The 25,778-nt window shown below is 59.4% G+C and carries 24 protein-coding genes; 12 read left to right on the top strand and 12 right to left on the bottom strand.

The genetic code is table 11. The annotated features are described in order from the left end of the window. Positions 1–93: 93 nt before the first annotated feature. Positions 94–1,617, top strand: a complete 1,524-nt coding sequence (locus tag B0G69_RS36595) for an MDR family MFS transporter (RefSeq protein ID WP_277873609.1) — start codon at positions 94–96, stop codon at positions 1,615–1,617. Between the two features lie 186 nt (positions 1,618–1,803). After that, positions 1,804–2,403 carry a TetR/AcrR family transcriptional regulator gene (locus B0G69_RS36590; RefSeq protein ID WP_277873618.1) on the top strand — a complete coding sequence of 200 codons (600 nt, stop codon included), beginning with the start codon at positions 1,804–1,806 and terminating at the stop codon, positions 2,401–2,403. Positions 2,404–2,417: 14 nt separating this feature from the next. Here the strand turns inward: B0G69_RS36590 and B0G69_RS36585 are convergent, their stop codons facing one another. Beyond that, complete coding sequence (locus tag B0G69_RS36585; protein ID WP_121324927.1) at positions 2,418–2,879, bottom strand: PaaI family thioesterase; 462 nt, start codon at positions 2,877–2,879, stop codon at positions 2,418–2,420. A 123-nt stretch (positions 2,880–3,002) separates the two neighbouring features. Here B0G69_RS36585 and B0G69_RS36580 point away from each other — a divergent pair, with 123 nt between their 5' ends. Next, positions 3,003–4,154 carry an NADH:flavin oxidoreductase gene (locus B0G69_RS36580; protein WP_121324926.1) on the top strand — a complete coding sequence of 384 codons (1,152 nt, stop codon included), beginning with the start codon at positions 3,003–3,005 and terminating at the stop codon, positions 4,152–4,154. A 194-nt stretch (positions 4,155–4,348) separates the two neighbouring features. Here B0G69_RS36580 and B0G69_RS36575 read toward each other — a convergent pair whose 3' ends face one another. The 3 genes from B0G69_RS36575 to B0G69_RS36565 form a co-directional block, all read right to left on the bottom strand. After that, positions 4,349–5,035, bottom strand: a complete 687-nt coding sequence (locus B0G69_RS36575) for an SDR family NAD(P)-dependent oxidoreductase (protein ID WP_121324925.1) — start codon at positions 5,033–5,035, stop codon at positions 4,349–4,351. Between the two features lie 51 nt (positions 5,036–5,086). Beyond that, entirely contained in the window at positions 5,087–5,881 is a 795-nt protein-coding gene (locus B0G69_RS36570) for an enoyl-CoA hydratase-related protein (protein ID WP_121324924.1), read from the bottom strand. Positions 5,882–6,020: 139 nt separating this feature from the next. After that, positions 6,021–7,217, bottom strand: coding sequence for an amidohydrolase family protein (locus B0G69_RS36565; RefSeq protein WP_121324923.1), 1,197 nt, complete (start codon positions 7,215–7,217; stop codon positions 6,021–6,023). Between the two features lie 241 nt (positions 7,218–7,458). On the opposite strand from B0G69_RS36565, the gene B0G69_RS36560 reads away from it, so the two are divergent. Next, on the top strand, positions 7,459–8,940 hold the full coding sequence (locus B0G69_RS36560) for an MFS transporter (protein WP_241991659.1): 1,482 nt from the start codon (positions 7,459–7,461) through the stop codon (positions 8,938–8,940). 62 nt (positions 8,941–9,002) lie between these two features. On the opposite strand, the gene B0G69_RS36555 is transcribed toward B0G69_RS36560, so the two are convergent. Further along, positions 9,003–9,800, bottom strand: a complete 798-nt coding sequence (locus B0G69_RS36555) for an IclR family transcriptional regulator (protein ID WP_121324922.1) — start codon at positions 9,798–9,800, stop codon at positions 9,003–9,005. Between the two features lie 245 nt (positions 9,801–10,045). On the opposite strand from B0G69_RS36555, the gene B0G69_RS36550 reads away from it, so the two are divergent. Beyond that, positions 10,046–10,804: an SDR family NAD(P)-dependent oxidoreductase gene (locus tag B0G69_RS36550; RefSeq protein ID WP_121324921.1), complete on the top strand. Its 759-nt coding sequence runs from the start codon at positions 10,046–10,048 to the stop codon at positions 10,802–10,804. Positions 10,805–11,109: 305 nt separating this feature from the next. Here B0G69_RS36550 and B0G69_RS36545 read toward each other — a convergent pair whose 3' ends face one another. Together B0G69_RS36545 and B0G69_RS36540 are read right to left on the bottom strand one after the other, a co-directional pair. Beyond that, a complete protein-coding gene (locus tag B0G69_RS36545) occupies positions 11,110–12,351 on the bottom strand; it encodes a CaiB/BaiF CoA-transferase family protein (RefSeq protein WP_121325133.1) in 1,242 nt (413 codons plus the stop codon). A 116-nt stretch (positions 12,352–12,467) separates the two neighbouring features. Further along, positions 12,468–13,262 carry a crotonase/enoyl-CoA hydratase family protein gene (locus B0G69_RS36540; protein ID WP_121324920.1) on the bottom strand — a complete coding sequence of 265 codons (795 nt, stop codon included), beginning with the start codon at positions 13,260–13,262 and terminating at the stop codon, positions 12,468–12,470. A 237-nt stretch (positions 13,263–13,499) separates the two neighbouring features. Between B0G69_RS36540 and B0G69_RS36535 the strand changes: the two genes are divergently transcribed. From B0G69_RS36535 to B0G69_RS36515, 5 genes are all read left to right on the top strand, one after another. After that, a complete protein-coding gene (locus tag B0G69_RS36535; protein WP_121324919.1) occupies positions 13,500–14,276 on the top strand; it encodes an enoyl-CoA hydratase in 777 nt (258 codons plus the stop codon). A 102-nt stretch (positions 14,277–14,378) separates the two neighbouring features. Continuing rightward, on the top strand, positions 14,379–15,365 hold the full coding sequence (locus B0G69_RS36530; RefSeq protein ID WP_121324918.1) for a nitronate monooxygenase: 987 nt from the start codon (positions 14,379–14,381) through the stop codon (positions 15,363–15,365). After that, positions 15,362–16,531 carry a CaiB/BaiF CoA-transferase family protein gene (locus B0G69_RS36525; RefSeq protein ID WP_121324917.1) on the top strand — a complete coding sequence of 390 codons (1,170 nt, stop codon included), beginning with the start codon at positions 15,362–15,364 and terminating at the stop codon, positions 16,529–16,531. Before B0G69_RS36530 ends, B0G69_RS36525 begins: the two co-directional genes overlap by 4 nt. A 4-nt stretch (positions 16,532–16,535) precedes the next feature. Next, entirely contained in the window at positions 16,536–17,795 is a 1,260-nt protein-coding gene (locus B0G69_RS36520; RefSeq protein WP_121324916.1) for an acetyl-CoA hydrolase/transferase C-terminal domain-containing protein, read from the top strand. Between the two features lie 77 nt (positions 17,796–17,872). Next, the gene (locus B0G69_RS36515; protein ID WP_121324915.1) at positions 17,873–19,069 is read left to right on the top strand and encodes an acetyl-CoA C-acetyltransferase; all 1,197 of its coding nucleotides are present in this window, start codon (positions 17,873–17,875) and stop codon (positions 19,067–19,069) included. A 138-nt stretch (positions 19,070–19,207) separates the two neighbouring features. Here B0G69_RS36515 and B0G69_RS36510 read toward each other — a convergent pair whose 3' ends face one another. From B0G69_RS36510 to B0G69_RS36500, 3 genes are read right to left on the bottom strand one after another with little or no spacing between them, the layout of a single operon-like run. After that, positions 19,208–20,065: an enoyl-CoA hydratase/isomerase family protein gene (locus B0G69_RS36510; protein ID WP_121324914.1), complete on the bottom strand. Its 858-nt coding sequence runs from the start codon at positions 20,063–20,065 to the stop codon at positions 19,208–19,210. Positions 20,066–20,100: 35 nt separating this feature from the next. After that, the gene (locus B0G69_RS36505) at positions 20,101–20,265 is read right to left on the bottom strand and encodes a rubredoxin (protein ID WP_121324913.1); all 165 of its coding nucleotides are present in this window, start codon (positions 20,263–20,265) and stop codon (positions 20,101–20,103) included. A gap of 30 nt (positions 20,266–20,295) precedes the next feature. Next, positions 20,296–21,498, bottom strand: coding sequence for a cytochrome P450 (locus B0G69_RS36500; protein WP_121324912.1), 1,203 nt, complete (start codon positions 21,496–21,498; stop codon positions 20,296–20,298). A 122-nt stretch (positions 21,499–21,620) separates the two neighbouring features. On the opposite strand from B0G69_RS36500, the gene B0G69_RS36495 reads away from it, so the two are divergent. Together B0G69_RS36495 and B0G69_RS36490 are read left to right on the top strand one after the other, a co-directional pair. Further along, positions 21,621–22,526, top strand: coding sequence for an SDR family NAD(P)-dependent oxidoreductase (locus tag B0G69_RS36495; RefSeq protein WP_121325132.1), 906 nt, complete (start codon positions 21,621–21,623; stop codon positions 22,524–22,526). A 133-nt stretch (positions 22,527–22,659) separates the two neighbouring features. Further along, the gene (locus tag B0G69_RS36490; protein WP_121324911.1) at positions 22,660–24,015 is read left to right on the top strand and encodes an MFS transporter; all 1,356 of its coding nucleotides are present in this window, start codon (positions 22,660–22,662) and stop codon (positions 24,013–24,015) included. A 16-nt stretch (positions 24,016–24,031) separates the two neighbouring features. On the opposite strand, the gene B0G69_RS36485 is transcribed toward B0G69_RS36490, so the two are convergent. Together B0G69_RS36485 and B0G69_RS36480 are read right to left on the bottom strand one after the other, a co-directional pair. Then, positions 24,032–24,847, bottom strand: coding sequence for a CoA ester lyase (locus tag B0G69_RS36485; protein WP_121324910.1), 816 nt, complete (start codon positions 24,845–24,847; stop codon positions 24,032–24,034). Positions 24,848–24,913: 66 nt separating this feature from the next. After that, positions 24,914–25,771: a MaoC family dehydratase N-terminal domain-containing protein gene (locus tag B0G69_RS36480; protein ID WP_121324909.1), complete on the bottom strand. Its 858-nt coding sequence runs from the start codon at positions 25,769–25,771 to the stop codon at positions 24,914–24,916. Between the last annotated feature and the right edge of the window lie 7 nt (positions 25,772–25,778).

The following is a 25,778-nucleotide window of genomic DNA, read 5'->3' as shown; positions in this document are numbered from 1 at the left end:
GTTCAGCCAGTGCAAATTCACTCACCTATCTCAGCACCGGCCGCGCCACGATCAATGCACAACCCTTCGGTAGACGCGATACCAGCAGACACCGTGAACGTTGAAAAAGGACCCGTAAAGAATCGTCGCATTATCACGGTGTCGATCATGCTGGCCACGCTGCTGCAAACGCTCGACAGCACGATTGCCAACGTCGCCCTGCCGCACATGCAGGGTGCACTGGCGGCGTCGCAGGACGAGATCGTCTGGGTTCTTACGTCGTACATTGTCGCGGCGGCGATCGCCACGCCGCTCACCGGCTGGTTCACCGACCGCCTTGGTTTGAAGCATCTGCTCGTCGTTTCCATTGCCGGGTTCACGATCGCCTCAGGACTGTGCGGCATCTCCGCTTCACTTCAGCAGATCGTCCTGTCACGCGTGCTGCAAGGCGTGTTTGGGGCTGCGCTGGTGCCCCTCGCGCAATCGATCCTGCTCGATATCAATCCACGCGAAAAGCAGGGTCAGGCGATGTCTGTGTGGGGCATGGGCGTAATGATCGGCCCAATCATCGGCCCGACTCTCGGCGGATGGCTCACGGACAGCTATAACTGGCGCTGGGTATTCTTCATCAACCTGCCCGTTGGCTTACTCGCTCTAGCCGGCATCCTGGTCTCGCTCCCGGCTCGCGATGATCGCCAGAAGCGCAGCTTCGATTTCGTCGGTTTCATCACGCTGGGGGTGGCGATTGGCGCTTTCCAGGCAATGCTCGATCGCGGCGGTCAGCTCGACTGGTTCGGCTCGCTGGAAATTCGCATCGAAGCCCTGATTGCAGCGATCGCATTTGCGTTTTTCATCGTGCACACTGCAACCGCTGGTCCGCGATCGTTCTTTCGCTACCAATTGCTGTGGGATCGCAACTTTGCCACCGGCATCGGCTTCATCTTCGTAATCGGTGCGGTGCTCTACGCCACCCGTGCGCTGATTCCGCCCATGCTGCAAAATCTCATGAACTATCCTGTCGCGACGACCGGTCTCGTCACCGCGCCAGGCGGTTTCGGTACGATGATCGCGATGCTCATCGCCGGACGCCTCGTCGGCAAAGTCGATCTGCGGCTTTCATTGCTATGTGGCTTCGCCGTATCCGCGTTTTCGCTATGGCAGATGACGCAATACACCATCGTGCTGGCACGCTCCGATATTGTCTGGCCCGGGCTGATTCAAGGCTTCGGTTTGGGTTTGGTGTTTGTGCCGCTGAGTGCGGCATCGTTCTCGACATTGGCGCCGCAACTCCGTGCTGACGGCACGGCAATTTACAGCCTGATGCGCAACCTCGGCAGCAGCATCGGCATCTCCCTTGTGCAGTCGGTCGTGACTCGCAATACTCAAGTTTCTCATGCTGCACTTGCGGAACAAGTGACGGCATTTAATCCGGTGCTGCGGCAACAGTTCGACGTTTCTTCCCAAGCCTCGATGGCGACGCTTGATGCAATCATCACGCAACAGGCTTCGATGATCGCGCACATCGATGCGTTCAAGCTGATGCTATGGGCCACGCTGGCTGTCATTCCGCTGCTTGTCCTGATTCGCCCGACGCACCGTCGCATTTCCGGGGAGATGCCGCACGTCGCGCTCGAATAGCCTTAGGTCGGCCCTACTGGCGAACTGGCAGGGAGGTGAGTACACTTTCACTTTCTCCCTGGTCGCTAGCTGCCCATGGCTAAATCTCCGGCACTCCACGCTGCACCCGCACCTTCAGTCGACGCCGCGACTGCTACAGCCACTCCACGGGCTGCAGGCCGGCCTACCCAGGACGCCGCCGCCGAACTGCGCGAAAGACTGCTGAGCGCAGCGACGCAGATTTTTCGCGCAGAAGGATTTGGTGCAGCCAGAGTGGAAGAAATAGCCGCTCGGGCGGGAATCAGCAAAACAACGGTCTACCGGCAATTCGGCACGAAAGAGGATCTGTTTCGCGCCGCGATCTCGCATGGTATGGAGGATTTACGCGGCAGGATCGAGCAGTTGCTGAAACCGTCTCGTGAGTTCGAGAAGACGTTGTCGCTCCTTTTGCGCACATTGACTGAGCATATGGCGACCACGGACACGATTGAAATCACTCGTGTCGTAGTCGGAGAATCGAATCGCTTTCCGGACGTGGCGAATGGGTTCGTTCGATACGTGAACGAGATGCTCGAACCGGTCGCGGACTTCCTCGCCTGCGCCGCCCGCTGTGGCACGATCAGCGTCCAGGACGCACCCGCTGCTGCCCGTGACCTGCTTACGCTAGTGGCCGGCAGCACGGAAGTGTTGATGGGCATTCCGACTACGCGCGCACACCGCGAGCAGCGCGCCGCACACATCCAGCGGCTGCTGCTGTCTGCCTGGAGGTACACAGGGCCCGGCGAGGCCCACCAGCCACGGGCCTAGAGACTGAAGCCGCTCTACCCATCCATCTGCTCCATTACCTGGAATTGTGCTGAGGCCTGAGCGATACGCTGACCGTTCGCCCAGATCAGACAGTCTGAAAAGACCACGCGCTTACCGGACCGAAGCACATCCACATGCGCTTCGACCCAGTCGCCGGGCTGAGCGCCACCCAAAAAATTGACCGTCAGATTGGTCGTCAACACCTTGAGTGGGGGTTGGCGCGAATATTTGCTCGCCCATGTGATGGCGGTGTCCGCCAACATGCAGACCATCCCGCCATGCATCATCTGCCCAAGGTTGCGATGTTTCTCGCGCATGCGCATCCCGACGACGTGCCCACGCTCGCTTTTCTTGTACCAGATCGCGCCGACGAGTTCATGGAACGGGCCGAACATCGGCATCAGTTGGAACCCCTCGGGAATCTGATCGTCGTCATCCTGCTCAAGTTGGGCAACCGCAGTGACGTGGGTTTGCATTGATATAGTCCTCTATATGCGTCGTCTTTTCATGTCTTGTGCATGGCACGAGACGCTGTTTCACCATAAAAATGTAGCGTATCATTATCCGCATGCAAGTCAACTATACGCACGGAGACAAAGGTGATCACAGCACCACTATTTGCGCCACTGTCGGTCCGCGGAATCACGCTGGCAAATCGCGTCGTCATGTCACCGATGACACGCGGCTTTTCTCCTGACGGACTGCCAGGGCCCGATGTCGCTTCGTACTATCAGAGGCGCGCTGAGGGCGAGACGGGACTCATCATTACTGAAGGTGTCGGGATCGATCATCCGTCGGCGCTTGGCGAAGCCGGACTCGGCGAGAATTCAATTCCCACGCTGACGGGGCCCGAATCGGTCGACGCATGGCGGCTTGTGACCGATGCGGTTCACGCGTGCGGCGGTGTGATTTTTCCCCAACTGTGGCACATGGGTCCGATGAAAGAAGCTCATACCGGCCCCGTCCCCTCTGCTGCCCCAATGCGGCCGTCCGGCCTATGGGGACCACGGGGAGGCCTGACGTCACTCGACGCTGGCTATCTCGATCGAGTGCAGCCCGCCACCCGCCCAATGACTGATGAGGAGATCGCCGACGTCATTGCCGCCTATCGCCGAAGCGCGTCGTATGCAAAAACCGCCGGATTCGACGGAATTGCCCTTCATGGCGGTCACGGTTACCTGATCGATTCGTTCCTGTGGAGCGAGACCAATAGACGCGCAGATGCGTGGGGTAAGGACCTGGTCGCGAGGAGCCGCTTCGCTGCAGAGGTCGTCCGCGAAATCCGCGCGGAGCTCGGCGAAACAATGCCTATAAGTTTCCGCTTTTCACAGTGGAAACAGCAGGATTTCAAGGCACGTCTCGCTAGCACGCCCGAAGAACTCGAACGGATTCTCACGCCGCTCGCCGAGGCCGGCGTCGATATTTTCGAAGCGAGCACACGGTATTTCAATCGCGCAGAGTTCGAAGGCTCTGATATGAATCTTGCCGGCTGGGCAAAGAAGGTGACTGGCAAGCTCTCGATGACCGTAGGCGGCATTGGGATCAATAAGGGCTACTATGACTCCATGGCCGGCGCGGAAACGGTAGCGCAGCCCGACCTTACGCCATTGCTCGATCGCTTCATGCGCAACGAGTTCGATCTGGTCGGCGTGGGGCGGTCATTGCTGCACGATGCTAACTGGGCCCGTCGCGCACGTCTGGGCGAACCCTTCCTCGGGTTCAGCACGGATTCACTGGGCCACCTGACCTGATCCGAGCAGTGCTCTCTCCGACGCGAATCTGCCGGCGTCCAGAAGACTCCGGCAGTGCGCCTGGTTGACTGCCTGTCTCGCGAGGCCGCAGCCCGTCGAATGTGTCGGGGTAGTCACTGGCGGATGACGATAGAACGCGCCTTTGCTGCAACGACAAGACATGCCATAGTAAAGGCGGTTCAGCGGCGACTCACTTACAAACGCCCGGTAACCGGAATCGATGCGCCAGTCACAGCGGATGCGTCAGGTGATGTGAGGAAGAGAATGACGGCTGCGATATCGGCCGGCTGCACCCAGCGCGAGAAATCCGCATCGGGCATGTCCTTACGATTTTGCGGCGTATCGATGACACCCGGAAGGACTGCATTGACAGTCATACCGCGATCCTTGACTTCGTCGGCGAGTGCCTCGGTGAAGCGCAGCACGCCGGCCTTCGACGCCGCATAGGCACCCGTGCCCGTGCCGGCCCGCAGTGCAGCGCCGGCACCAATATTGACGATGCGTGCGCCTTGCGCTCCATTCGCGAAATGCTCTAAAGCCGCTCTGGACGCGGTCACAGACGTACGCACATTCATCTGATACATCACATCCCATGTCTCCAGGTTGCTATCCGCCAATGTTTCCCAGCGAAAACCGCCGGCCACGTTGATCAATGCGTTCAAAGGTCCGACACGCTCGACCACCGACAACATGGCCTTTTGCGCACTGCCCAGATCGGTCAGATCGACATCGCCGAGCAGCCATTGCCCGTCCTGGGTGAATGCGTCAGGCGCCGGCGCCCGATCCAGCAGGGCGACACTCCAGCCGTTGGCTGCAAATGCGTTGCCGACGGCCCGACCGAGCGTTCCGAACCCTCCACTAACCACAACTACGCGTTGCATCTAAGCACTCCTCTTTCAACAGGCTGTGCGCGACAGCCGGGCGAACACGACTTAGCGGCCCTTGAATACCGGATCACGCTTTTCGCGAAACGCGTTCACCGCTTCCTGGTGGTCTTCGGTCTGATTCGACAAGGCCTCGTATGCGATCGACGCGTCGAGTATCGAATGTGCAAGCTGTTTCAGACCGATATTGATCGATGTCTTAGTCCACTGAATGGCTTGCGACGCACCCGTCGCCAGGCGCTTCGCCATTGCATCGACGACCGCGTCGAGCTCGTCTGCGGGAACGGCACGATTGATCAATCCGAGACGAGCCGCCTCTTCAGCTCCGAGCAGATCGCCGGTCAGCAGGTACTCCTTGGCCTTCGCGTAGCCGATCAGTTGCGGCCAGATTACAGCGCCGCCGTCTCCGGCAACGAAACCGACCTTCACATGCGGATCGCCGATTTTCGCGTGGTTCGCTGCATAACTCAGATCAGCGAACAGCGCGATGGTCGCCCCGAGTCCAACTGCATGGCCATTGATCTTCGCGATCACCGGTTTCGGGCAGTCGAGCATCGAAAAGATGATTTTCTTGGCGCGCTGCATGCCGGCGAGAAACAACGACTGATCGTCAATGACTTGCTGCATGTGTTCGATATCGCCGCCCGCACTGAATGCGCGGCCCGCGCCGGTGAGCACGACCACCCGCGTTTGCGGATCGTCCGCAACATCCCCGAAGAGCCGCGACATTTCGATATCCATCTGTTCGTCGAAGGCGTTCAAAGTGTCGGGCCGGTTGAGCGTGACGGTGAGAATCCCACCATCGCGCTCGAGCAGCAACGCCTGATAATCCAGTAAGTTCATGGCTAGCCTGTCCAGAGTGACGTGCACGCGCGGGATGTCGCAAGCTCACCCGCTGTCGCGTCTGTCGTTACGGGTCGAACAAAAAACCGCTCGAGGCGCGTCTGATACGCGCCTCTTCACTACTGAAACATCCGGACGGTTAGGCCCGGGCCGGGATGAACCGGCGTCCGTTGTCATACATGATTTTTTGAGTGTCCGTTGCGGACAACGGCTCGCAAGCCTCACGCGCGAAATCCTTCGGTTCGGGCACGCCTTCTGCATGCGGATAGTCGGAACCCATCAGCAGATAGTCCGCCGACCCCGTTTGCGCGACGATCTGCGCAAGATCATCTTCCGGATACGCTACCACGAAGACGTTCTCCTTGAATATCTGGCTCGGCCGGCTCTTCAGTTGACCGCAAGGCCAGTAACCGTTTTTCGACATTCCGCGGCATTTGTCCATCTTCACCAGCATCGACGGCACCCATTCAGCGCCATTTTCCGCACTGCACAGCTTTACGTTAGGAAAGCGCTCGAAGAAATTGTAGAAGATGAACGACGACAGCGTTTCCACTACAGGGCGCTCACCATAACCGTGCATCCACACGAATGCAGTCTGGCGCTGACGCGATTGCTGCACCGGCTCGCCCCACACAGCCATGTGGTCCTTCATGTAAATCGCTTCGGAAACGTGGAACGTGACGCGCACGCCTGCTTCGTTAAGAATCGCCCAGTACGGATCAAAATAGGGATCGGCGGGTGCGCGTCCGCCGAACGGCCCCATCGGCATCAGGATCACGCGCACGCCGTTCGCCACGAGCCATTTCGCCTCGGCAACAGCCGCGTCGAGATCGTCGAGCGTGACGATCGGGGTGCTGTAGATGCGCTCTTTATAGCTGAAGCCCCAATCGTCGAGCATCCAGCGGTTGTATGCGTGCAAGACGGCATTGGCTGCCACCGGTTCGCTCAGGTACGAGATGCATGCAACCATTTCTCCGACATACATCGTGCAGGCCTCAACGCCGAACTCATCCATCTTTTGCAGACGCGCGTCGCGATTGAACATGTCGGGCGTGGGCTGAACCCGCATTTCAACGTTATCCTTACCGTCCTTCATGGCTCGCAGCCATTCGTGGAGCTTCCCCGGAGGCGGTACAAGTCCTTCGGCCGAAGTGTAGCCTTCGCTGATCTCGACCTTGCGATCGCCGACGTACATGCAGCGATTGCCTTCGGGGGTAACACGGCTTGTGAATCCCCATTCTTTCTTGAATTTTTCCGGCAGATAGCGGCTGAACGCATCCTCCACTTCATAGAAGTGTGTATCGGCGTCGTAGATCTTTCCTTGATAAGTCTGCATGAAGAAGTCTCCTGTTTATGGAACGAGCGATGAGAGCCGCGCCGTTGAATGAAGTATCGGCGCACGCAATCGACACACAAACCTCCATATCGAAACGAGAAATCGTGATACCGGATCGATATCGGCAAAAAACAATCCGTAGCAGCGCAAAGGCGGCTCGACCATCCGCCGCAATAACAATTATACGCACACCGTTCAACTATGAGATGATACGTGAAACTCGATCGCAGGGAGACGCCTTATGCACGCCGATACAACGCCGCAATCGTTCCCGCGCGCGCCCCTTACCGAGGGCACGCGGCGCCGGTTCATGGTTGCAGTGCTGATGTCGGCAGTCGCGGCATCGTCCGGCATCACGGTGATCTACACGATGCTCGTCACTCTCTACAGGGTTTTTCCCGGGTCGGCCTCGGTGGGCTGGACCGTCACAGCCTACTGGCTCGGCGCGGCGGTCTTCGCGGCGATCTGTGGGCGGCTTGGCGACCTGCTCGGCTACCGGCGCGTTCTGCTCATCGTGCTGGTTGTCGCGGCCGCAGGGGGCTTGGTGGCGGCGTGCGCGCAAAAAAGCATCGCCGTGTTGATCGCGGGCTGCGTCATGCAGTCGATCGCATCCGGCATCACGCCGCTTTCTATGGGACTCGTCCGAGAAAACCTGCCTTCCCGACAAATACCGTCTGCCGTTGGGTTGATCAGCGCGGCAGGTATGGTGTCGGCCGGATTGGTCTATATTTGTGCCGGCATTGTGGTCGATCACTACTCGTGGCAGGGTGGCTTCTGGCTCAAAGTGGCTTTGTGTGCGATCACGATCGCAGCGGTACGTCTATGGGTGCCAGAATCGTCGCGCAGGGTCAGCGAAAGAATCAATTTCGTGCGAGGCCTTGCCTTCGCACCGGCGTTATGCGCGATTCTGTTCGCCGTTCAGCAGGTCCACGTATGGGGAATCATGGATCCGCGTATCTGGGGCATCCTGATAGCAAGCCTGGTGGTGCTGTGGCTTTGGGCGAGAGACCAGCGCAGGGTGACGAATCCACTTATCAATATCCGCATTTTGGCGAAACGCCAGGTGATTCTCGCAAACGTCTGCATGATGTGCATCGCCATCGGAGCGATGCAACTGGGTCAAGTCTTCTCCATGCTATTACAGCAACCAGCCTGGACGCATGCTGGCTTCGGGCTGACCGCAACCCAGGCGGGACTACTGATGTTCACCATCAACTCTGGCGCGATGATTGCCAGCCCGTGGAGTGGACGCATCGCCGCTCACCACGAAGCCCGTCGTGCTGCATTGATCGGCATGACCATGCTAGTGATTACCTGGACCAGCCTGATCCTGCTTCGCAGCAATCTATTGCTGTTCGTTCCCGGCGCAATGCTGTGCTCGTTTGGCCTGGCCTTCGCGCACACCGCTGTCTACAACCTGATTATTGAAGCAGCTCCAGCCGAACAGACCGGCGAGGCGACTGGTCTGCTCTACGTATTCTTTTCGTGTTTTTTCGCGGTCGGTGCCCAAGCTGTATTCACGCTGCTGCAGGGCGCATCCGTGAACGAAGGCGGTGCGTCGTTTCCAACTGCGCAAAGCTACGTTGCAGTGTTTGGGTACGTCGCAGGCAGTGCGCTGGCGGGACTCGCCATTGCTTACGTGTTGCCGCGCCGTCGCGGACCGGGCCGTCGGTCCCGCGCCCTTGACGGCGCAGGGGTGAGTGGCCCGGCACGCGTTCGGTAAATGCTTGACTGAAATTGGCGGCCGCAACAGGAATCCGCCAAAGACGTCTCGCGCGAGCCTGGTTACTCGTCCTCGTTCGCTCCGCTCAATGCCGAGGCGCGTTGCGCAACGGCGAGCATATGTTCCTCCAGGCTCTTTCGTTGCCGGTCGAACCGCTCCAGAGGCGCGCCGACCGCCATTGCCGCAATCACATTGCCGTTGGGTCCAAAAATCGGTGCCGACAACCCTGCCGAGTCAGGCAGCAGTTCGCCGCGGCTGACCGACAATCCCGTCTCAACGATGCTTTGCAGCTCCTCGCGCAAAACCTTCTTGTTGACTGTCGTTTGTTCCGTGTGCCGCTCGAGCTTGACCGTCCGAAGATACTCGGCAAGGAACTCCTCGGACTGGTAGGCCAGCAGAACGCGCCCGGCGGCCGTGCAATACAGCGGGCGACGCATCCCGACGATCATCGAATACCGAACAGACTGTGCACTTTCAATGACATCGACATACGTTATGACCTTTTGCTCCGCATCGAGCACGCCGATATAGACCGTTTCCTGAGTGCGCTCCGACAACTCGACAAGAAACGGACGCAGCATTTTCGAAAAATTCCATACCGCCATCACGTTCGCGGAAAGCCGGAAAATGGACGGTCCCAGCCGGTAACGGCCCACGTCGTGCATCAGAAACCCCTCGGCGACAAGAGGGCGCAGCAAGTTCAGCAAGCTGCTTTTCGGCGACTCCAACGCAACGTTCAGTTCAGCCAGCGACATCCCGTCTGGCGCTTTCGCTAGTACGTCGAACAGTCCAAGCAGGCGAGTCAGCGAACGCGGTCCGGTGACATCTCTGTCTGCTGGCGCCAGGATTTCTTTCGACATATCACTCCCCTTCCATTTAATTTGAGTCCATTATAAATGAACCATTCACATAGTCTCACGTCGGACGCCGGTTTAGCACAGTTTATTCTTCCACGATCCGAAATAATTTTGGCAAGCCTTGTCTCTACTTATTATATAATTGAACGACGTTCACAAACATGTTTTACCAATGCTGCGACTGGTTAGCCGGGTCGATCCGCACCGTGAGCGCATTTTCAATCGATACGAGACCAAGGAGTTCGTTCATGAGTGGAATACAGGACCGGGTTGCCATCGTAACGGGCGGCGGACAAGGGTTAGGGCTCGGCATAGCGCGTGCGTTGGCAATGGACAGCACGAACCTTGTTCTGACCGGGCGCACCGAAACGAAGCTTCGAGACGCGCAAAGCACACTGGAGGCACTTGGCGTGGGGGTGCTCGTGGTGCCTGGCGATACGCGCAGACGCGCTGACGCAGAAAATACAGTCGCCCTTGCCATCAAGCATTTCGGGCGTATCGACGCGCTTGTCAATAATGCGCAAAGCAGCACTCCGGGCGTGCCTCTGGAAGAAGTCACCGATGAAAACTGGCGCGAGACGCTCGAATCCGGCCTTTATGGCACGCTGTACTTCATGCAGGCTGTCTTGCCACACATGAAGCAGCAGCGAAGTGGCAGGATCGTCAACTTCGCGTCGCGCACGGGTATCGAAGGCACGCAGGGGTTTGCGCCATACGCCGCGGCCAAAGAAGGCATTCGCGGCTTGTCGCGGGTCGCTGCCCGCGAATGGGGCGTTCATGGCATCACGATCAACGTGGTGTGCCCCGCCGCGCTGACCCCCGCTGCGAGTGCATATCTGGAGGCGAACCCCACTGAGTGCGCGCGCTATCTGTCGGAGATTGCAGTGGGTCGTTTCGGCGATCCCGAGAAAGATATTGGACGTGTAGTTGCATTTCTATGCAGCGAGAGTGCCGGTTATGTCACGGGTCAGACCATCAATGTCGATGGCGGGCAGTCGATGCTTTAGATGCGCTGCAAGCTGTCTTGCCACACATGAAGCAGCGGCAAAGTGCAAGGATCGTTGATTTTGCGTGGCGCATCGGTATCGAAGGCACGCAGGGGTTTGCGCCATAGCTGCGGCCAAGAAGGCATTCGCGGCTTGTCCCAGGCCGCTGCCGTGAATGAGCGCACAATCAGGACACCGCGTTCTCCTCCATCGAACTTCGCGAGAGTGCGATGAGTTTGGCCCTGACTTCCCGCAAGAAGTCAGGGCCATTTTTTGAGCTGCTCAGAGCCGCCACCAGCGCTTGATGGCAGCGTCAGGCATTGGGCTTAAATGATCTTGCGCTCACGCAATGTGCCGATATCCGCAGGCGACATCTCCAACAGCTCGCTCAGCACGGAATCGGTATGCTGGCCGAGCGTAGGAGGAGCGGTATAAGAATCAATCGGCGTACCTGACATCTTCACCGGATTAGCGACCATCCTCACCGCGTCGTCCGACAGCGGATGCGTGGCTTCCACGCACATGCCTCGCGCCTGAACGTGCGGATCGGCGAAGACCTGCTGCAGGTTGTTGATTGGGCCTGCCGGGACGCCTGCGGCGTCCAGCGCAACCAGCAACTCGTCGCTCTGCCACTGCGCGATCAGCGGCTCGAATACCTCTCCGAGTGCCCGGCGGTTCCTCACCCGTAGCGCGATTTCGCCAAAACGCGCATCTGTAGCGAGTTCCGGACGACCCAACACCTGGCATAGCCGCGCATACTGTTCGTTATTGCCGGCGACAATCATGATGTCGCGGTCCGCGCATCGAAACATGCGTGAGGGCATGCCGCCGTTACCTTCAGTTCCGCGCCGGATCGGGATTTCGCCGGATACCAGATACTGGCTGGCATAGTGCGAGGTCGCGGCGATCATCGAATCCAGCAAGGAGAGGTCGATGTATTGCCCTTCTCCACTTGGCGCGCCACCGGCGTCGCGCCGATAGAGCGCCGCCACAATCGCTGACGCTGCGTATTGCCCGCAAATGATATCCGCGAGACTTGGGCCCGTCTTCATCGGGCCACCACCCGGCACGTCGTCGCCATTACCCGTGATGCTCATCAGGCCGCCCATTGCCTGGAAAATCGAATCGTAGCCCGGACGCGGGCTGTAGGGCCCCGTCTGGCCAAAGCCCGTGATCGAACAGTAGACGAGGCGCGGATTGACAGGCTTGAGACTCTCATAATCGAGGCCATATCGTTTCAGGTCCCCAACCTTGTAGTTCTCCAGTAGCACATCGCATTTTGCCGCAAGCGACCGGATCAGCGCCTGCCCTTCGGGCGTCGCAATGTCGCAGGTGATGGACTTCTTACCTCGGTTCGCGCTGATAAAGAAAGTCGATTCACGCGTGTCGTTACCGTCGCGGTCCTTCAGGAACGGAGGACCGAACTGGCGTGAGTCATCGCCCTTGCCCGGTCGTTCGACCTTGATCACATCTGCTCCCAAGTCCGCCAGCATCTGCGCGCCCCATGGCCCTGCGAGGATGCGGCTCAGATCGAGCACGCGAATCCCCGACAACGCACCTTGCTTCATATCGAATCGTTCCATTGAATTCATTCCAAACGCGACGCCGGGAGTAGCTACCTATAGAACTCGTGGCGCATGAAAGCCCGGTCCATCGCGCGCCATGTATCGCGCAGGTCGTTTCGCTAGCACCCGCTGAATTTGGCAGCGCGCTTTTCGACAAACGACTGGACACCCTCTTTAGCATCCTGCGTGTTGTAAAGAAATTGCTGGGTCACCTGGATCGTGGAATAGGCGTCTTGCCAGCCCGAGCCTAGCGATAGCCGAGCATTTGCCATGGTCGCCTGCACGGCCAACGGTGCCTGCGCGGCAATGCGTTCCGCGATCTCCAGCGCCTGCTTAAATTCTTCGCCCGCCGGCACCACTTCCTGAACGAAGTTCATACGATAAGCTTCCTGTGCCGTAAATTCGTCACCCGTAAGCAGGATTTTCATCGCGTTGCCCCACCCCGCGCGATCCACCATCCGTATCGTCGCGCCGCAGCCAGCCATGATGCCGCGCTTGACTTCGAGCTGCGAAAAGCGGCAGTTGTCTGCTGCCACGGCCACTTCAGATGCTAGCATCAGCTCAACGGCCACCGTGAAGCAGATTCCCTTCAGCGCAATCACGACGGGCTTCTTGCGCAGTGGTTCGCGCAGATTGAACGGGTCGACTTCGCCGATGGGAAGTAGCGGTTTACCCTCGCGGCGTAGCGGCGCGATCTTCGGCATATCGAGGCCGGCAGTGAAATGATCGCCCTCGGCATAGACCAGTCCACAGAAAATGTCGGGACTCGTCTCGAGAAGCGTGTACGCCTTGGCCAGTTCCTCGAACATCTTGGGGGTAAAGCCATTGCGCTTTTCCGGACGGTCAATGCCGATCAACAGAACATGGCCGCGCTGCTCCACGCGAATTTGCCCGTCTTCATGGCGTGTGGTCATTCTGTGCCTCCTTGCGTCTTTTGATGGAGCGCCGACCCGAAGCTCAATTGACAAAGCCTCGCCGCGCATTCACAATTATAAACACCGTTCAATTTACGGACAAGCCTGATTCACCTCGGCGCCGACAGTTCGGTACGGCGATGCAGCCGCACAAGCTGGTGCGCAAAGCCACCGCGCCGTGGCCCGGCAGTCACCGGACGGCGTATGTGTTCGTTTGTATTCGTGCAAGGAAGACTTATGGGCTACGAAACTATCATCGTCGAAACGCGCGGCGCAGTCGGCTTCATCACGCTTAACCGACCGCAGGCGTACAACGCGCTGAACAACCTCCTGATGGACGAATTGACCACCGCACTCGATGGATTCGAAGCTGACGAAGCGATCGGTGCGATCGTGCTGACCGGCAACGAGAAGGCGTTTGCCGCGGGCGCCGATATCAAGATGATGAGCGACTGGACTTACATGGACGTATTCAAAAGACAGTTCATCACGTCCAACTGGGAGCGCACTGCGCGCTGCCGGAAGCCGGTTATCGCCGCGGTGGCCGGCCTCGCATTAGGCGGCGGTTGCGAATTGGCCATGATGTGCGACTTCATTCTCGCTGCCGACAATGCCCGCTTCGCGTTGCCGGAAATTACGCTAGCGACCATTCCGGGCGCAGGCGGAACACAACGTCTCACCCGCGCACTCGGTAAATCGAAGGCCATGGAGATGATACTGACGGGCCGCAAGATGGACGCCATCGAAGCCGAACGCTGTGGCCTCGTCAGTCGCGTTGTGCCTCTCGACGAGTTGCTCGACGAAGCGTTGAAAACGGCGGAAACGATCAGCCGATTTTCGCAACCCGTGGTTGCGATGGCGAAGGAATGCGTCAATCGCGCGTATGAATCGAGTCTCGCCGAAGGCATCCTGTTCGAACGACGCATGGCATATGCAACCTTCGCAACCGAAGACCGCAAGGAAGGCATGGCCGCATTCGCGGAAAAACGCAAGCCTGTGTTCACCCATCGCTGAAAACTATGCGCGTGTTTGAAAGTGCCCTTGCGCGGGTCGGCTGAGGCTCATGCTTCGATCGATTCGTTCTTAACCAGTCATTCGCCAACCCGGCTCGCCGCCATGAACTCTCAGAAAAATCGTATCACCGAATTGCTTGGCATCGATTACCCGATCATCCAGGGTGGCATGCGTTGGGTAGCTCGTGCGGAACTCGCGGCGGCGGTCGGCAATGCCGGCGGGCTCGGCTTCATTTCCGCCCACACGCATGCGAACGCGGATGCACTGGCTCGAGAAATCGACCAGGTGCGAGCACTCAGCGACAAGCCGTTCGGCGTGAATCTGACCGTGCTCGGCAGCAACGCCGGGCTCGACTACGACGGCTATGTGCGCACGATCGTCGAGCGAGGTGTGTCAGTCGTCGAAACCGCTGGCAGTAACCCCGCGAAGTACATCGCCATGTTCAAGGCTAGCGGTGTCAAGGTGATCCACAAGTGCGTCACCGTGCGGCACGCACTGAAAGCCGAGTCGCTCGGCGCGGACGCGGTCAGTATCGACGGCTTCGAATGTGCGGGGCATCCAGGGGAAGATGATATTCCCGGACTGATCCTGATCCCCGCCGCTGCCGACAAGTTGAAGATTCCCTTGCTCGCGTCGGGTGGATTCGCCGACGGCCGAGGTCTGATGGCTGCGCTCGCGCTCGGCGCGGACGGCATCAACATGGGCACACGCTTTATGCTCACGCAGGAATCGCATGTCCACGCGGCAATCAAGCAGCGCCTGCTGGAAGCGACCGAGCGCGACACCTTGCTGGTCGGACGCACGCTCGGCGACTCGAGCCGCGTGATAAAAAACAGCGTCAGCCTCGCTGCGGTTGAACTGGAGCGGGCCGGTGGTATCACTCACGCCGATCTGTATGCACTGACCGGTGCGAACCGTTGGATGGATGCCTTTGCAAGCGGCGACATCGAAGGCGGCGCGTTTCCGGCCGGGATGGTGACTGGCCTGATCCACGATTTGCCGACCTGTGCCGAACTGATCGCGAGAATCATGCGGCAGGCGGCTGACATCGCGCAGCGTAACTTCCCCTTCGAGGTGCCTGCAGCATGAAGCTTGCCGGGGTTCGCGTCGTCGATCTCTCGCAATTCATGCCCGGGCCCATGCTCGCATCAAACCTTGCCGATCATGGCGCCGACGTTATCAAGATAGAACCGCTGAATGGAGATGCGGCGCGCGGTTCGTTAGAGTCGGACAGCGAGTTTTTTGTCGCGCTCAATCGCGGCAAGCGGAGCATCGCGCTGGATCTGAAACATGCCGACGGACTCGCTATCGCGCTGAAACTGATCGACAAGGCCGACATCGTGATCGAATCGTCGCGGCCCGGAGTCGCGGCGCGTCTTGGCATCGACTACGACACCGTTTGCCGCACAAATCCCCGCCTTGTTTATTGCTCCTTGACCGCTTTCGGTCAAACCGGCCCGCTTTCGCGGGTACCGGCGCACGACCCCGTCATACAGGCCATTGCGGGAACGCTGCCGCGCGACGAACGCGGCGCGCCCGTCACGTCGGGCGCATCGCTCGCCGCTCTGGCAGGTTCATTGACGGCCTTGTCCGCAGTGCTGATGGCGTTGTTACATGCGCGCGAAACGGGTCGTGGGGACTTCGTGGATATATCGCTCTACGACGCGGCGCTGACGGCACAACCCCACCTGACTGGCCACGCGCTCAACCCTGTCGACGGACACGATGTCGAGGCTGCGCATGGCGACAATGCGATCGCACTGCTTGCGGCGTACCGGACAGCCGATTCGCAATGGCTTTGCCTAGGCGGGCGCGAACTCGACTTTGCAACCAACCTGCTGACGCCCCTCGGCCGGCCCGACCTGATCCCCGTCGCAGTCGGGCCGACAGGCGAAGCGCAGGCCGGCCTGCGCGCGTTCCTCACCGAGGTTTTCCTGACGCGCACGTTGAACGAATGGCTCGAGTGGTTACAAGGACGTCGCGTCAGTTTCGCACCGGTGCTGTCGCTGCGTGAGGCGCTCTCCCATCCACAGGCTCGCGCTCGTCAGATGGTGAGAATGGACGCGGCGGGCCGCCAGCACATCGCAAGCGCGATTCGATTCCAACGCGATCCGGCAAAACCCTCCCTGTCGATCCCGGCCATCGGTGAGCATACGGCAGAGATTCTCGGGGCCCTGGGTTACAGCGCCGAATACATCGCCGCGCTGGATCATGCCGGTGCTGTCCGCACGCAGAACCCAAGAACCAAGGCGTAACGTCATGCCCTCGCTCCTGCAACCGGACACGATCGATTTCGCGTCCATCGTTCGCCCTGGCGACACCGTCATGTGGGGCCAGGCAAACGCCGAACCGGTGCCGTTGACGCAGGCTCTCATCGCCCAGCGGCGGCAAATCGGTCGTTTCCGCGTGTTCCTGGGGGCGAGCACCACCGACACCTGCCAGCCGGTCCACGCCGACTGCATCGACTTCGTTTCGTACTGCGGAGCCGGCGCGAACCGGGCACTGGCGCACGCGGACGCACTCGATGTGCTGCCGTGCCACTACTCGCAGTTTCCGCAAATGATCCGCTCGGGCGCGCTCAAGGTAGACGTGCTGCTGTTGCAACTCGCGCCGCCCGACGCCGAGGGCCGATATAGTCTGTCGATCGCGCATGAGTATCTGATCCCGGCACTCGATACCGCCCGTGTGATCGTCGCCGAGATCAACGAACAGGCACCATGGACGTACGGCGAGCGTTATCTTCGCGACGACGACCTCGACTTCATCCTGCCGACCTCGCGCGCGCCACTCGAAAATGCACCAGCCAAAGCGGGCGACATCGAACGGGCAATAGCCGGCCATATCGCCGGCTGGATTGAAGACGGCTCAACGCTTCAGTTCGGTCTCGGCGCGATTCCCGAAGCCGTTCTGGGGCATCTGTCGGACCGCCGAAATCTGGGTGTCCACTCCGGCACGATAGGCGACAAGGTTGCCGATCTGATGGAGGCTGGCGTTATCAATAATGCGCTAAAAGACGTGGACAGAGGCGTCACGGTTGCAGGCGTCATGATGGGCAGCCGCCGCATTCACGATTTTTCGCATCGCAACCGCAAGGTGCAATTTCGCTCGACGAGCTATACGCACGATGTCGACGTGCTAGCCCGCATCGACCGCTTTGTTGCGATCAATTCTGCACTGGAAGTTGACCTGAGCGGGCAGATCAATGCGGAAGTCGCCGGCGGCAGGTACGTTGGCGCCGTCGGCGGCGCGCTCGACTTCCTGCGCGGAGCACGGCTCGCCAACGGCGGACTGCCGGTGATCGCCCTGCCTTCGACGGCAGCCAAAGGCGCAAGCCGGATTGTGTCGGCACTCAGTGGGCCGGTCAGCACGCCGCGAAGCGACGCCGGCATCATCGTGACCGAATATGGCGTAGCCGACTTGCGGGGACTCAGTCTGAAACAGCGACGCGAGCGCCTTCTGGCGATTGCTCATCCTGACTACCGGGCCACCCTTGAACATGCCACCAGCGGGTCCGGCTGACTTCCATCGTCCAACCCGCAGCCACCGGCCAGACGTGATGCCAGCCAGCGGCTTCCATCCCATTTGAAGAGAATCCTATGAAACGCGCAGCGATTGTCTCTCCAGTACGAACGCCGGTCGGCACTTTCGGCGGCAGTTTGCGCAGCGTGGCGGTCGAAGAGCTCGGCGCTCTGGTTACCAAAGAGGTCTTGAAGCGTAGCGGGCTCGATCCCGCTCGCATCGATGACGTAGTGTTCGCGCAGTCTTACGCCAACAGCGAAACGCCGTGCGTCGGGCGCTGGATCGCATTGCAGGCAGGCTTGCCGGTGCAGGTGCCCGGCATGCAACTCGACCGCCGATGCGGCGGCGGACTCCAGGCGCTCGCTACGGCAGCGATGATGGTCCAGACAGGTGCCGCCGACGTTGTGCTCGCAGGCGGGGTAGAGAGTATGAGCAATATCGAGTACTACAGCACCGACATGCGTTGGGGCGCACGCGCGGGTTCGGTGCAGTTTCACGATCGGCTCGCGCGCGGTCGCGAACGCTCACAGCCAGAGGAGCGTTTCGGTCACATCTCGGGCATGATCGAAACGGCCGAGAATCTCGCCAACGACTATCACATCAGCCGAGAGCAGGCGGACGAATACGCGGTGCGCAGCCATCGGCGCGCGGCCCAAGCGTGGGCGTCGGGTTGCATGGCCGATGAAATCGTACCGGTCTTGGTCCCGCAAAAAAAAGGCGCCCCCCAGCTCTTCGACAAAGACGAAGGATTCCGCGAAGACGCGAGCATGGACAGCCTCGGCAAGCTGCGCACGCTAATACCCGGAGGCACCGTCACAGCGGGTAATTCCAGCCAGCAGAACGATGCGGCAGCCGCCTGTCTTGTGGTCAGCGAAGACAAGCTCGAAGCACTGGGTCTGGAGCCGATGGCCTGGTTCAACGGCTGGGCCGCAGCGGGTTGCGAGCCGTCACGTATGGGCATTGGTCCAGTGGCCGCCGTTCAGAAACTGATGACGCGGACCGGGTTGTCGATCGATCAGATGGATCTGGTCGAACTGAATGAAGCATTCGCCTGCCAGGTGCTTGCCGTGCTCAAGGGATGGGAATGGAACGATCCGGACCGGTTGAACGTCAATGGGTCTGGCATCTCGCTGGGCCATCCGATCGGCGCGACAGGTGTTCGGATGATGACCACTCTGCTCTTCGAGTTGCAACGTCGCAAAGGCCGCTATGGTCTCGAGGCGATGTGCATCGGTGGTGGCCAGGGTTTGGCCGCTCTGTTCGAGCGGGCCTGAGCTGCGCTCGCCGATAGGCTTGCACCGGTTACCGTAATGCGGATCGATCCATCGGACTGGGTCCGCATTACGCTTCGATGCTGCTGCGTCAGCCAAGTTTGGCGTGATTTCTTTCTGACGGCGCCTGACGGGCGCGCCTCACCTTCGATTGAGAAAGCGCTCGCGTTGAATGCGCACTTCATCCGAAGCCATTAACGCGTCGTAAATGGCCCGCGCCGTTTTCATCCCCGCTTCGAAGTCGACACCTTCTACGGCAGCGCCGATCGCCGCAAGTGCCTGCGCATGCACGGCGCTTCCAACCCCTTGCCCGATGAGATACGCGCGTGCCTCTTCAAGCACCTTTGCAGTCTGGTTTGTAACGACCGGGAGATGGCGGATCAGCGGTAGCGAAATGTCATTGCACTCGACCAGCGCATGCGCCAGCTGCACAGCCGAGGTCAAAGCCTGACCGTGTCCGACGATCCGATCGAACAAGGCGGTTCCCGCAAATGCCGACGCCGGTTCCATGCGAGCCGACAGAATCATCTCGATGGCGCGCCGGAGGTCCAACGCTCGCGGCATGCGTTGCGTGCCCGACAGCGGAATGGTGCCAAGTCCGACTTCTGGCAGACCAACCCTGGCGTCGGCCTCGACGACGCGATAGTGACATACCAGCGCCGTCTCCAGCCCGCCACCCACCGCCATGCCGTGTATGGCGGCAATGACAGGTTTGTTCATCGACTCGATCATCGGGTGAACATGCATCGACAGTCCGGGCGGTGCGGCCGCCGCAGGCGTCCCAAATTCGCGGATATCGCCTCCCGCGCAAAAGCCTTTGCCACGGCCGGTAAAGATGACAGCTCGCGCATTTTCATCCGCTCGAGCCTGTGTGAAGGCTCGCAACAAATCCGATCGCACCGCAACGCTTAACGCATTAACTGGCGGAGAGTCGATCGTGATCGTTGCAACGCCGTCGACACAAGCGTAGCGCACGGGACCGGTGTCGATATCGGCCATTAAGGGCTGCATCTGGTGTTAGCCGCGGCCCCGAATCAAACCTCGATCATGATGAAGTCGCCCTTCCCCGCACCGCATTCCGGGCAAGCCCAGTCGTCTGGAATGTCAGCCCAGCGCGTACCAGCCGGAAAACCTTCAGCAGGGAGCCCGACCGCTTCGTCATAGAAAAAGCCACAGAAGATACATTGCCACTGTTTCATAGTTGTCGATCTGCTATTGATTGAGGAGACTCAGGTTCCGACTTTCCAGGTCAGCGGCAGATACAGCATGCCGTTCACCGCGCCCGAGCCACACCGTGGTTTGTCACCGTCACGAATACTGAAATCGGGAATCCGCTTCAACCACTCCTGCAAAAATACCTTGATCTCAGTGCGCGCAAGAAACGATCCGGGACACCGATGCGGCCCATTTCCGAATGCCGCGTGCAGCACCGGTTTGCGCGTCAGGTCGACCTGGAGCGGATTGGCAAACTTGCGATCATCCAGGCCGAACAACGAGTTGGGCAACTGGATCTGATCGCCCTTCTTCAGCGTAACACCCTTGTAATCGATGTCTTCAGTGACGACCCTCGCCGTATTCGCCACACCGAACCGGCGAATCAGTTCGTCAACAGATGAAATCATCAGTTCAGGATGCTCGATGAGTTGCCGCCGGTGGCCCGGGCTTTCTGCCAGAAAACGGGCCACGAAACCCATTAGAGACGCGACAGTATCGAGGCCGCCGAAAAGCACGACGATGAACATGCCGAACATGCGCTCGGGGCGCATTGGCTCGCCGTCGATCTTTCCATTCGCAATCAGACTGACCAGATCCGCGCTCGGGTTGGCTTGCCGTTCAGCCACCCACTTCGAGATGTAGCCGCCGAGCAGATTCTGCGATTCGAGCCGCTCATCGACCGTGCCACGCACCGCCATCTCGGCCCATTCGAGCAGCCGTTCGCGGTCACCCAGCGGAAGGTCGGCAAGACGCAGGAAAATCACGATGGGCAAGATCTTTGCGAACTCGGAAACGAACTCACATTCACCACGTGGCGCCAGCTTTTCAATCAACTCCACTGCGAGGCTTCGTGCGTCCTCTTCGACGGACGCGATTGCTTTGGGCAGAAACGAAGGCGAAATCAGATTCCGGTAAGCAGTATGCTCGGGCGGATCGAGCTCAAGGGGCACCAGCTGCGTCTGCTCCAAAGACGGAATATTGACGCTGCGATGCGAGAAATGCGTATGGTCCTTCTGCATCGCCTCGATGTCTTCCCCACGCGTCGCGATCCAGTGCCCGCCATAGTAGGGAGACCAGACTATGTCGGGGCCCCGGTGCAAAGCCTTCCATGCGAGATGAACGTCATCGGTGGCGCCCGCCGGATTCATATAATCAAAATCCACCACCAGCTCATGCGGCACGTGGTCCGGCACGCTCCAGCTCTCTGGATAACTCATTTGCGGGTCTCCTTGCGGCTCGTACCCGAGTCGCGTTACGTTCATAATATGCAACGATGTTCAGTTTTGTTATTATAGGCGCACTAACTTTCTACATCAACGCCTAACGAATGGAGACGACGGTGAGCGATATCGTGAAGGATAAGGTTGTGGTCGTGACGGGAGCCGGAGCCGGCATCGGGCGCGACTTCGCGCTTCAGTTCGCGGCGGCTGGCGCGAAGGTGGTGGTCAACGATCTGGGGCGGCACGCGCAGAGCGGCGAGTTCGCGGCGGATCGAGTCGTGGCGGAAATCAAGGAAGCTGGTGGGCAGGCCGTGGCCGCTACCGATAGCGTCGCCGAATGGGAGTCGGCACAAAAAATCGTGCAGGCCGCGCTGAACACTTTCGGGCGGATCGATTGCGTGGTCAACAACGCCGGTATCGTGCGCGACCGGATGTTCTTCAACATGAGCCCGGAAGAATGGAAGGCCGTCGTGGACGTACATCTGAACGGCTCGTTTTTTGTGGCAAGAGCTGCCGCGCCGCACTTCAAGGCGCAGAACGGCGGCAGCTACATCCACATGACATCCACCTCCGGTCTGATTGGCAATATCGGCCAGGCCAACTACTCGGCCGCCAAAATGGGGGTCGTGGGTCTATCGAAGTCGATAGCGCTCGACATGGCGAAATTCAATGTGCGATCGAACTGCATTGCACCGTGGGCGTGGACTGCCATGACCGCTTCGATTCCGTCCGAAACGCCGGAACAGAAAGCCCGTGTCGAGATCATGAAAAAGATGGAGTCCCGCAAGGTCGCGCCGCTCGCCGTCTACCTGGCGTCTGACCGTGCGGCAAAGGTATCGGGGCAGATTTTCGGTGTTCGAGCGAACGAGATCTATTTCTTCAATCAGATCCGGATGGTGCGCTCTCTGCACCGCGAAGCCGGCTGGACACCGGAATCGATCGCCGATCAGGTCATGCCTGCCTTCGAATCGAGCTTCTTCCCGAACGTGCCGTCGCTCACACTTACGCCTTGGGATCCGGTTTAAGTTAAAGTCTCATGCTCCCGGCCGTTCCAGGCGGAGCAATCACCACGGCCGGCCGCACCTGCGGCTGGCCGTAGCGTACTTATAAGCATCGTCTGGAGCGCGCATAGCTGACAACTATAACTTTGAGACAAAATTGAAACGCGGCAACCAACTCGACATACAGGAGTTTCTGGACTCGCGACCCTTCGGCGGCTTCCACTGGAAGATATTGCTGTTGTGCTTCGCGATCCTCGTTTTCGATGGTTTCGACGTCGTTGTAATGGGCTTCATCGCCCCAGTAGTCGTAGATGAATGGAAAATCTCGCCTGCAGCGATGGGCCCGGTTTTCGGCATGTGTCTGCTCGGACTCGCCGTTGGCGCCCTGATCGTAGGACCGCTGTCGGACAAGCTTGGCCGTCGCAAAGTCATTATGGGCGCAGTATTTTTTTTCGGCGTAATGACCCTCGCGTCCGCGCTTTCGCCAAACATCGTGACTCTCTCCATCCTCCGCTTTCTGACAGGACTGGGTCTGGGGGCGTCGCAGCCGAACGCGGCCACGCTCGCCGCTGAGTACGCGCCGAAAAAATACCGGTCGTTGACGGTGATGGTGGTCTACTGCGGATTCACACTCGGGGCTGCTAGTGCGGGCTTTCTAGCCAACTGGCTTATCCCGCATTACGGCTGGACTTCTATCCTGATCGCCGGCGGCATCGTGCCGATTGTCTTCGCAGCGTTGCTCTTCTTTCTGTTACCGGAATCGGCCAGGTTCGTCGCGGTCAAACAAGACGACAAAAAGAAATTGATCCGCATTGTCAACGCCATTACCACGGGCACAGCCGACGCGTCGACGGTCTTCATCGTGCACGAGCACCAACAGACCAACAAAGCGGCACTCCGACTCGTCGTCGGCAAGCCGCACACCGCCGCGACGTTCTCTCTTTGGGTCGGCATGTTCATGAACCTGATGACGGTGTACTTCCTTAACAGTTGGTTGCCGCTTATCATGAAAGACAACCACTTCAGTCTGGCTAACGCGGCTCTGGCCATTGCCATGTTTCAAGTGGGAGGAGCCGTCGGCAGCATTGCCATCGGACGGGCAATGGACCGGTTCAGTTCTCACAAGGCGATGATGGCCGCGCTTGCGGCCGCGGGCGTCTTCACCGTTCTGCTGGGGAACGTCGATCAAGGCCTGTACTCAATGATGTCGCTCGTCTTTCTGCTCGGCTTTTGCATCGTCTCGGCGAACACGGGCTGGACGGTCATGGCCACGACCTACTACCGCACCGAAATGCGGGCGACAGGCACGAGCTGGATGACGGGAATCGGCCGCTTCGGTGGGATCTTTGGCGTATCCATCGGTGCTGTACTTCTCAGCTTTAAGTGGAGTTTCGGTGAATTGTTCCTCGCCCTGACAGTACCGATTGGTCTAGCCATTATTGCGGCCTACATCAAGGGCTGCCATAACACGTCAGAAAAGGAAGCAGTCCTGCGCGGCGCTCACGGTCGTTGAATCAGGCGTGTACGCTCTACTTGCCTGCCGGTGGGTTCCGGACCATCGCTAACTGGCGCTGAGCTTTAAGGAGAACAGGCAAATCCACCATCCGGCCGTTCACCGAGACCGCACCGCCACCTGCACGCGCGAACGCTTCAACCACCTCACGAGCCTGCGCGAGATCTTCTTCACTTGGGCTGAAAGCCGCGTTGACATGTGGGACCTGCTTCGGATGGATGCAGAGCTTGCCGCCGAAACCGAGGCCTCGCGCATTCGATGAATCGCTTGCAAGCTGGTCCATGTCATCGAGTGCGACGGTCACTCCATCCACCGGCGGCAACAAACCCGCGACCCGCGCTGCAAGGACGACCCGCGAACGCGCATAGAGCAGCGCCTCCCGGGAACCGAAGCAATCCAGATCGAGTTCGAAATCGACCGAGCCGAACACAAGGCGCTCTACGCCAGGCATCTTCGCCACCTCGAGTACCTGCCACACGCCCAAAGCCGATTCGATGATCGGCAAAATCGGTTTCGCGGTCATATGCGCGACGGCTTCGAGGGCCGAGGCGCTTTCCGCCTTCGGCAGTACGACGCCGTCGATACCGTCTCGCGCCAGCAACGCCAGGTCCTCCTCAAACCACGGCGTAGCGAAACCATTAACGCGCAGCAACACACGCGCAGACGATGCGCCAAACGTTGTCACCGCATCGGCGACATGTCGGCGAGCCTCCTCCTTGTCGGCTTCACTAACCGCATCTTCGAGATCCACTATCACTGCATCGGCGCCAGAAGCAAGCGCCTTGACGAAACGCTCAGGCCGGATAGCCGGAACAAAAAGAAAGGAGCGCATAACGCCTCGGGAAAGTAAAAAGTTACCTGGCAAAGTAATAGCGTGAAACGCCGTATGAACGATCGGCTAGGCAAGTACCGCATCGGCTTCCATCCGCAACGTACCGTCGTTGCCGGCGATCCACAACCTCACCGTCTTCCCTTGGTCTCTATCAGTTTGCCCGCAAACGAAGAACGGAGCCGTATCAATTACCGGGCTCATTGCACGAAACGAATAGGCCTTGACCGTCTCTTCTGGCAGTTCACGATGCAAAAGATCGAGCAGCAACGTGGCCAGCAGCGGGCCATGCACGACCAGTCCCGGGTAGCCCTCTTGCTCCACCGCATACGGCCGGTCGTAGTGGATGCGATGGCCGTTCAATGTCAGCGCTGAATAGCGAAACAGCAGAACCGGGTCTGGATGAATCTCACGCTTCCATTGCGCACTCTCCGGTGCCGGTCGCAGTATCGGCGGCACTTCGCTAGCGGCTGGATGATCCCGATAGACGATATCCTGGCGCTCCGTCATCGCCAAGCCCGCGGCATCATGAACCTCGTGCAGCACCTTGACGAATACGAGATCGCCACTGCGGCCGTTTTTGTAGGTCACATCCTCGATCGTCGAGAATCGGGTGATCTTGTCCCCTGCTTGCAAGCGCCGCGAAAAGAGGAGCTGACTGCCTGCCCACATCCGTCGAGGCAACTCAACCGGCGGCAGGAATCCGCCGCGTTTAGGATGACCGTCTGGCCCCACGAGCGACTGTCGGTGCACCGGCAGAAAATAGAGCCAGTGCCACAAAGGCGGCAACGCATCTCCTGGCGCAAAAGGTTGGCTGTCGTGGTCAAGCGCCGCGGCAAGCGCGTTCATCGGTGTGAGCGCAAGCGTGTCTGAGACAGTCTCGGTCCTGCCGATCCATTGTCGCAGATAGGTGAGATCAATTGGCATGACAAGA

Origin of the sequence: Paraburkholderia sp. RAU2J (genome assembly GCF_003634845.1) — a bacterium.
Lineage (GTDB): Bacteria > Pseudomonadota > Gammaproteobacteria > Burkholderiales > Burkholderiaceae > Paraburkholderia > Paraburkholderia fynbosensis.
This window is presented reverse-complemented; position numbering and strand designations above follow the sequence as displayed.

What these genes read in the sequence shown, in the direction of transcription:
- B0G69_RS36480 (WP_121324909.1), bottom strand. Translation starts at nt 25,771, where the DNA reads ATGCCAATTGATCTCACCTATCTGCGACAATGGATCGGCAGGACCGAG.
- B0G69_RS36515 (WP_121324915.1), top strand. Translation starts at nt 17,873, where the DNA reads ATGAAACGCGCAGCGATTGTCTCTCCAGTACGAACGCCGGTCGGCACT.
- B0G69_RS36575 (WP_121324925.1), bottom strand. Translation starts at nt 5,035, where the DNA reads ATGCAACGCGTAGTTGTGGTTAGTGGAGGGTTCGGAACGCTCGGTCGG.
- B0G69_RS36585 (WP_121324927.1), bottom strand. Translation starts at nt 2,879, where the DNA reads ATGCAAACCCACGTCACTGCGGTTGCCCAACTTGAGCAGGATGACGAC.
- B0G69_RS36500 (WP_121324912.1), bottom strand. Translation starts at nt 21,498, where the DNA reads ATGAGTTATCCAGAGAGCTGGAGCGTGCCGGACCACGTGCCGCATGAG.
- B0G69_RS36545 (WP_121325133.1), bottom strand. Translation starts at nt 12,351, where the DNA reads ATGAAGCAAGGTGCGTTGTCGGGGATTCGCGTGCTCGATCTGAGCCGC.
- B0G69_RS36510 (WP_121324914.1), bottom strand. Translation starts at nt 20,065, where the DNA reads ATGGCCGATATCGACACCGGTCCCGTGCGCTACGCTTGTGTCGACGGC.
- B0G69_RS36520 (WP_121324916.1), top strand. Translation starts at nt 16,536, where the DNA reads ATGCCCTCGCTCCTGCAACCGGACACGATCGATTTCGCGTCCATCGTT.
- B0G69_RS36540 (WP_121324920.1), bottom strand. Translation starts at nt 13,262, where the DNA reads ATGACCACACGCCATGAAGACGGGCAAATTCGCGTGGAGCAGCGCGGC.
- B0G69_RS36530 (WP_121324918.1), top strand. Translation starts at nt 14,379, where the DNA reads ATGAACTCTCAGAAAAATCGTATCACCGAATTGCTTGGCATCGATTAC.
- B0G69_RS36570 (WP_121324924.1), bottom strand. Translation starts at nt 5,881, where the DNA reads ATGAACTTACTGGATTATCAGGCGTTGCTGCTCGAGCGCGATGGTGGG.
- B0G69_RS36535 (WP_121324919.1), top strand. Translation starts at nt 13,500, where the DNA reads ATGGGCTACGAAACTATCATCGTCGAAACGCGCGGCGCAGTCGGCTTC.
- B0G69_RS36505 (WP_121324913.1), bottom strand. Translation starts at nt 20,265, where the DNA reads ATGAAACAGTGGCAATGTATCTTCTGTGGCTTTTTCTATGACGAAGCG.
- B0G69_RS36565 (WP_121324923.1), bottom strand. Translation starts at nt 7,217, where the DNA reads ATGCAGACTTATCAAGGAAAGATCTACGACGCCGATACACACTTCTAT.
- B0G69_RS36560 (WP_241991659.1), top strand. Translation starts at nt 7,459, where the DNA reads ATGCACGCCGATACAACGCCGCAATCGTTCCCGCGCGCGCCCCTTACC.
- B0G69_RS36485 (WP_121324910.1), bottom strand. Translation starts at nt 24,847, where the DNA reads ATGCGCTCCTTTCTTTTTGTTCCGGCTATCCGGCCTGAGCGTTTCGTC.
- B0G69_RS36525 (WP_121324917.1), top strand. Translation starts at nt 15,362, where the DNA reads ATGAAGCTTGCCGGGGTTCGCGTCGTCGATCTCTCGCAATTCATGCCC.
- B0G69_RS36550 (WP_121324921.1), top strand. Translation starts at nt 10,046, where the DNA reads ATGAGTGGAATACAGGACCGGGTTGCCATCGTAACGGGCGGCGGACAA.
- B0G69_RS36555 (WP_121324922.1), bottom strand. Translation starts at nt 9,800, where the DNA reads ATGTCGAAAGAAATCCTGGCGCCAGCAGACAGAGATGTCACCGGACCG.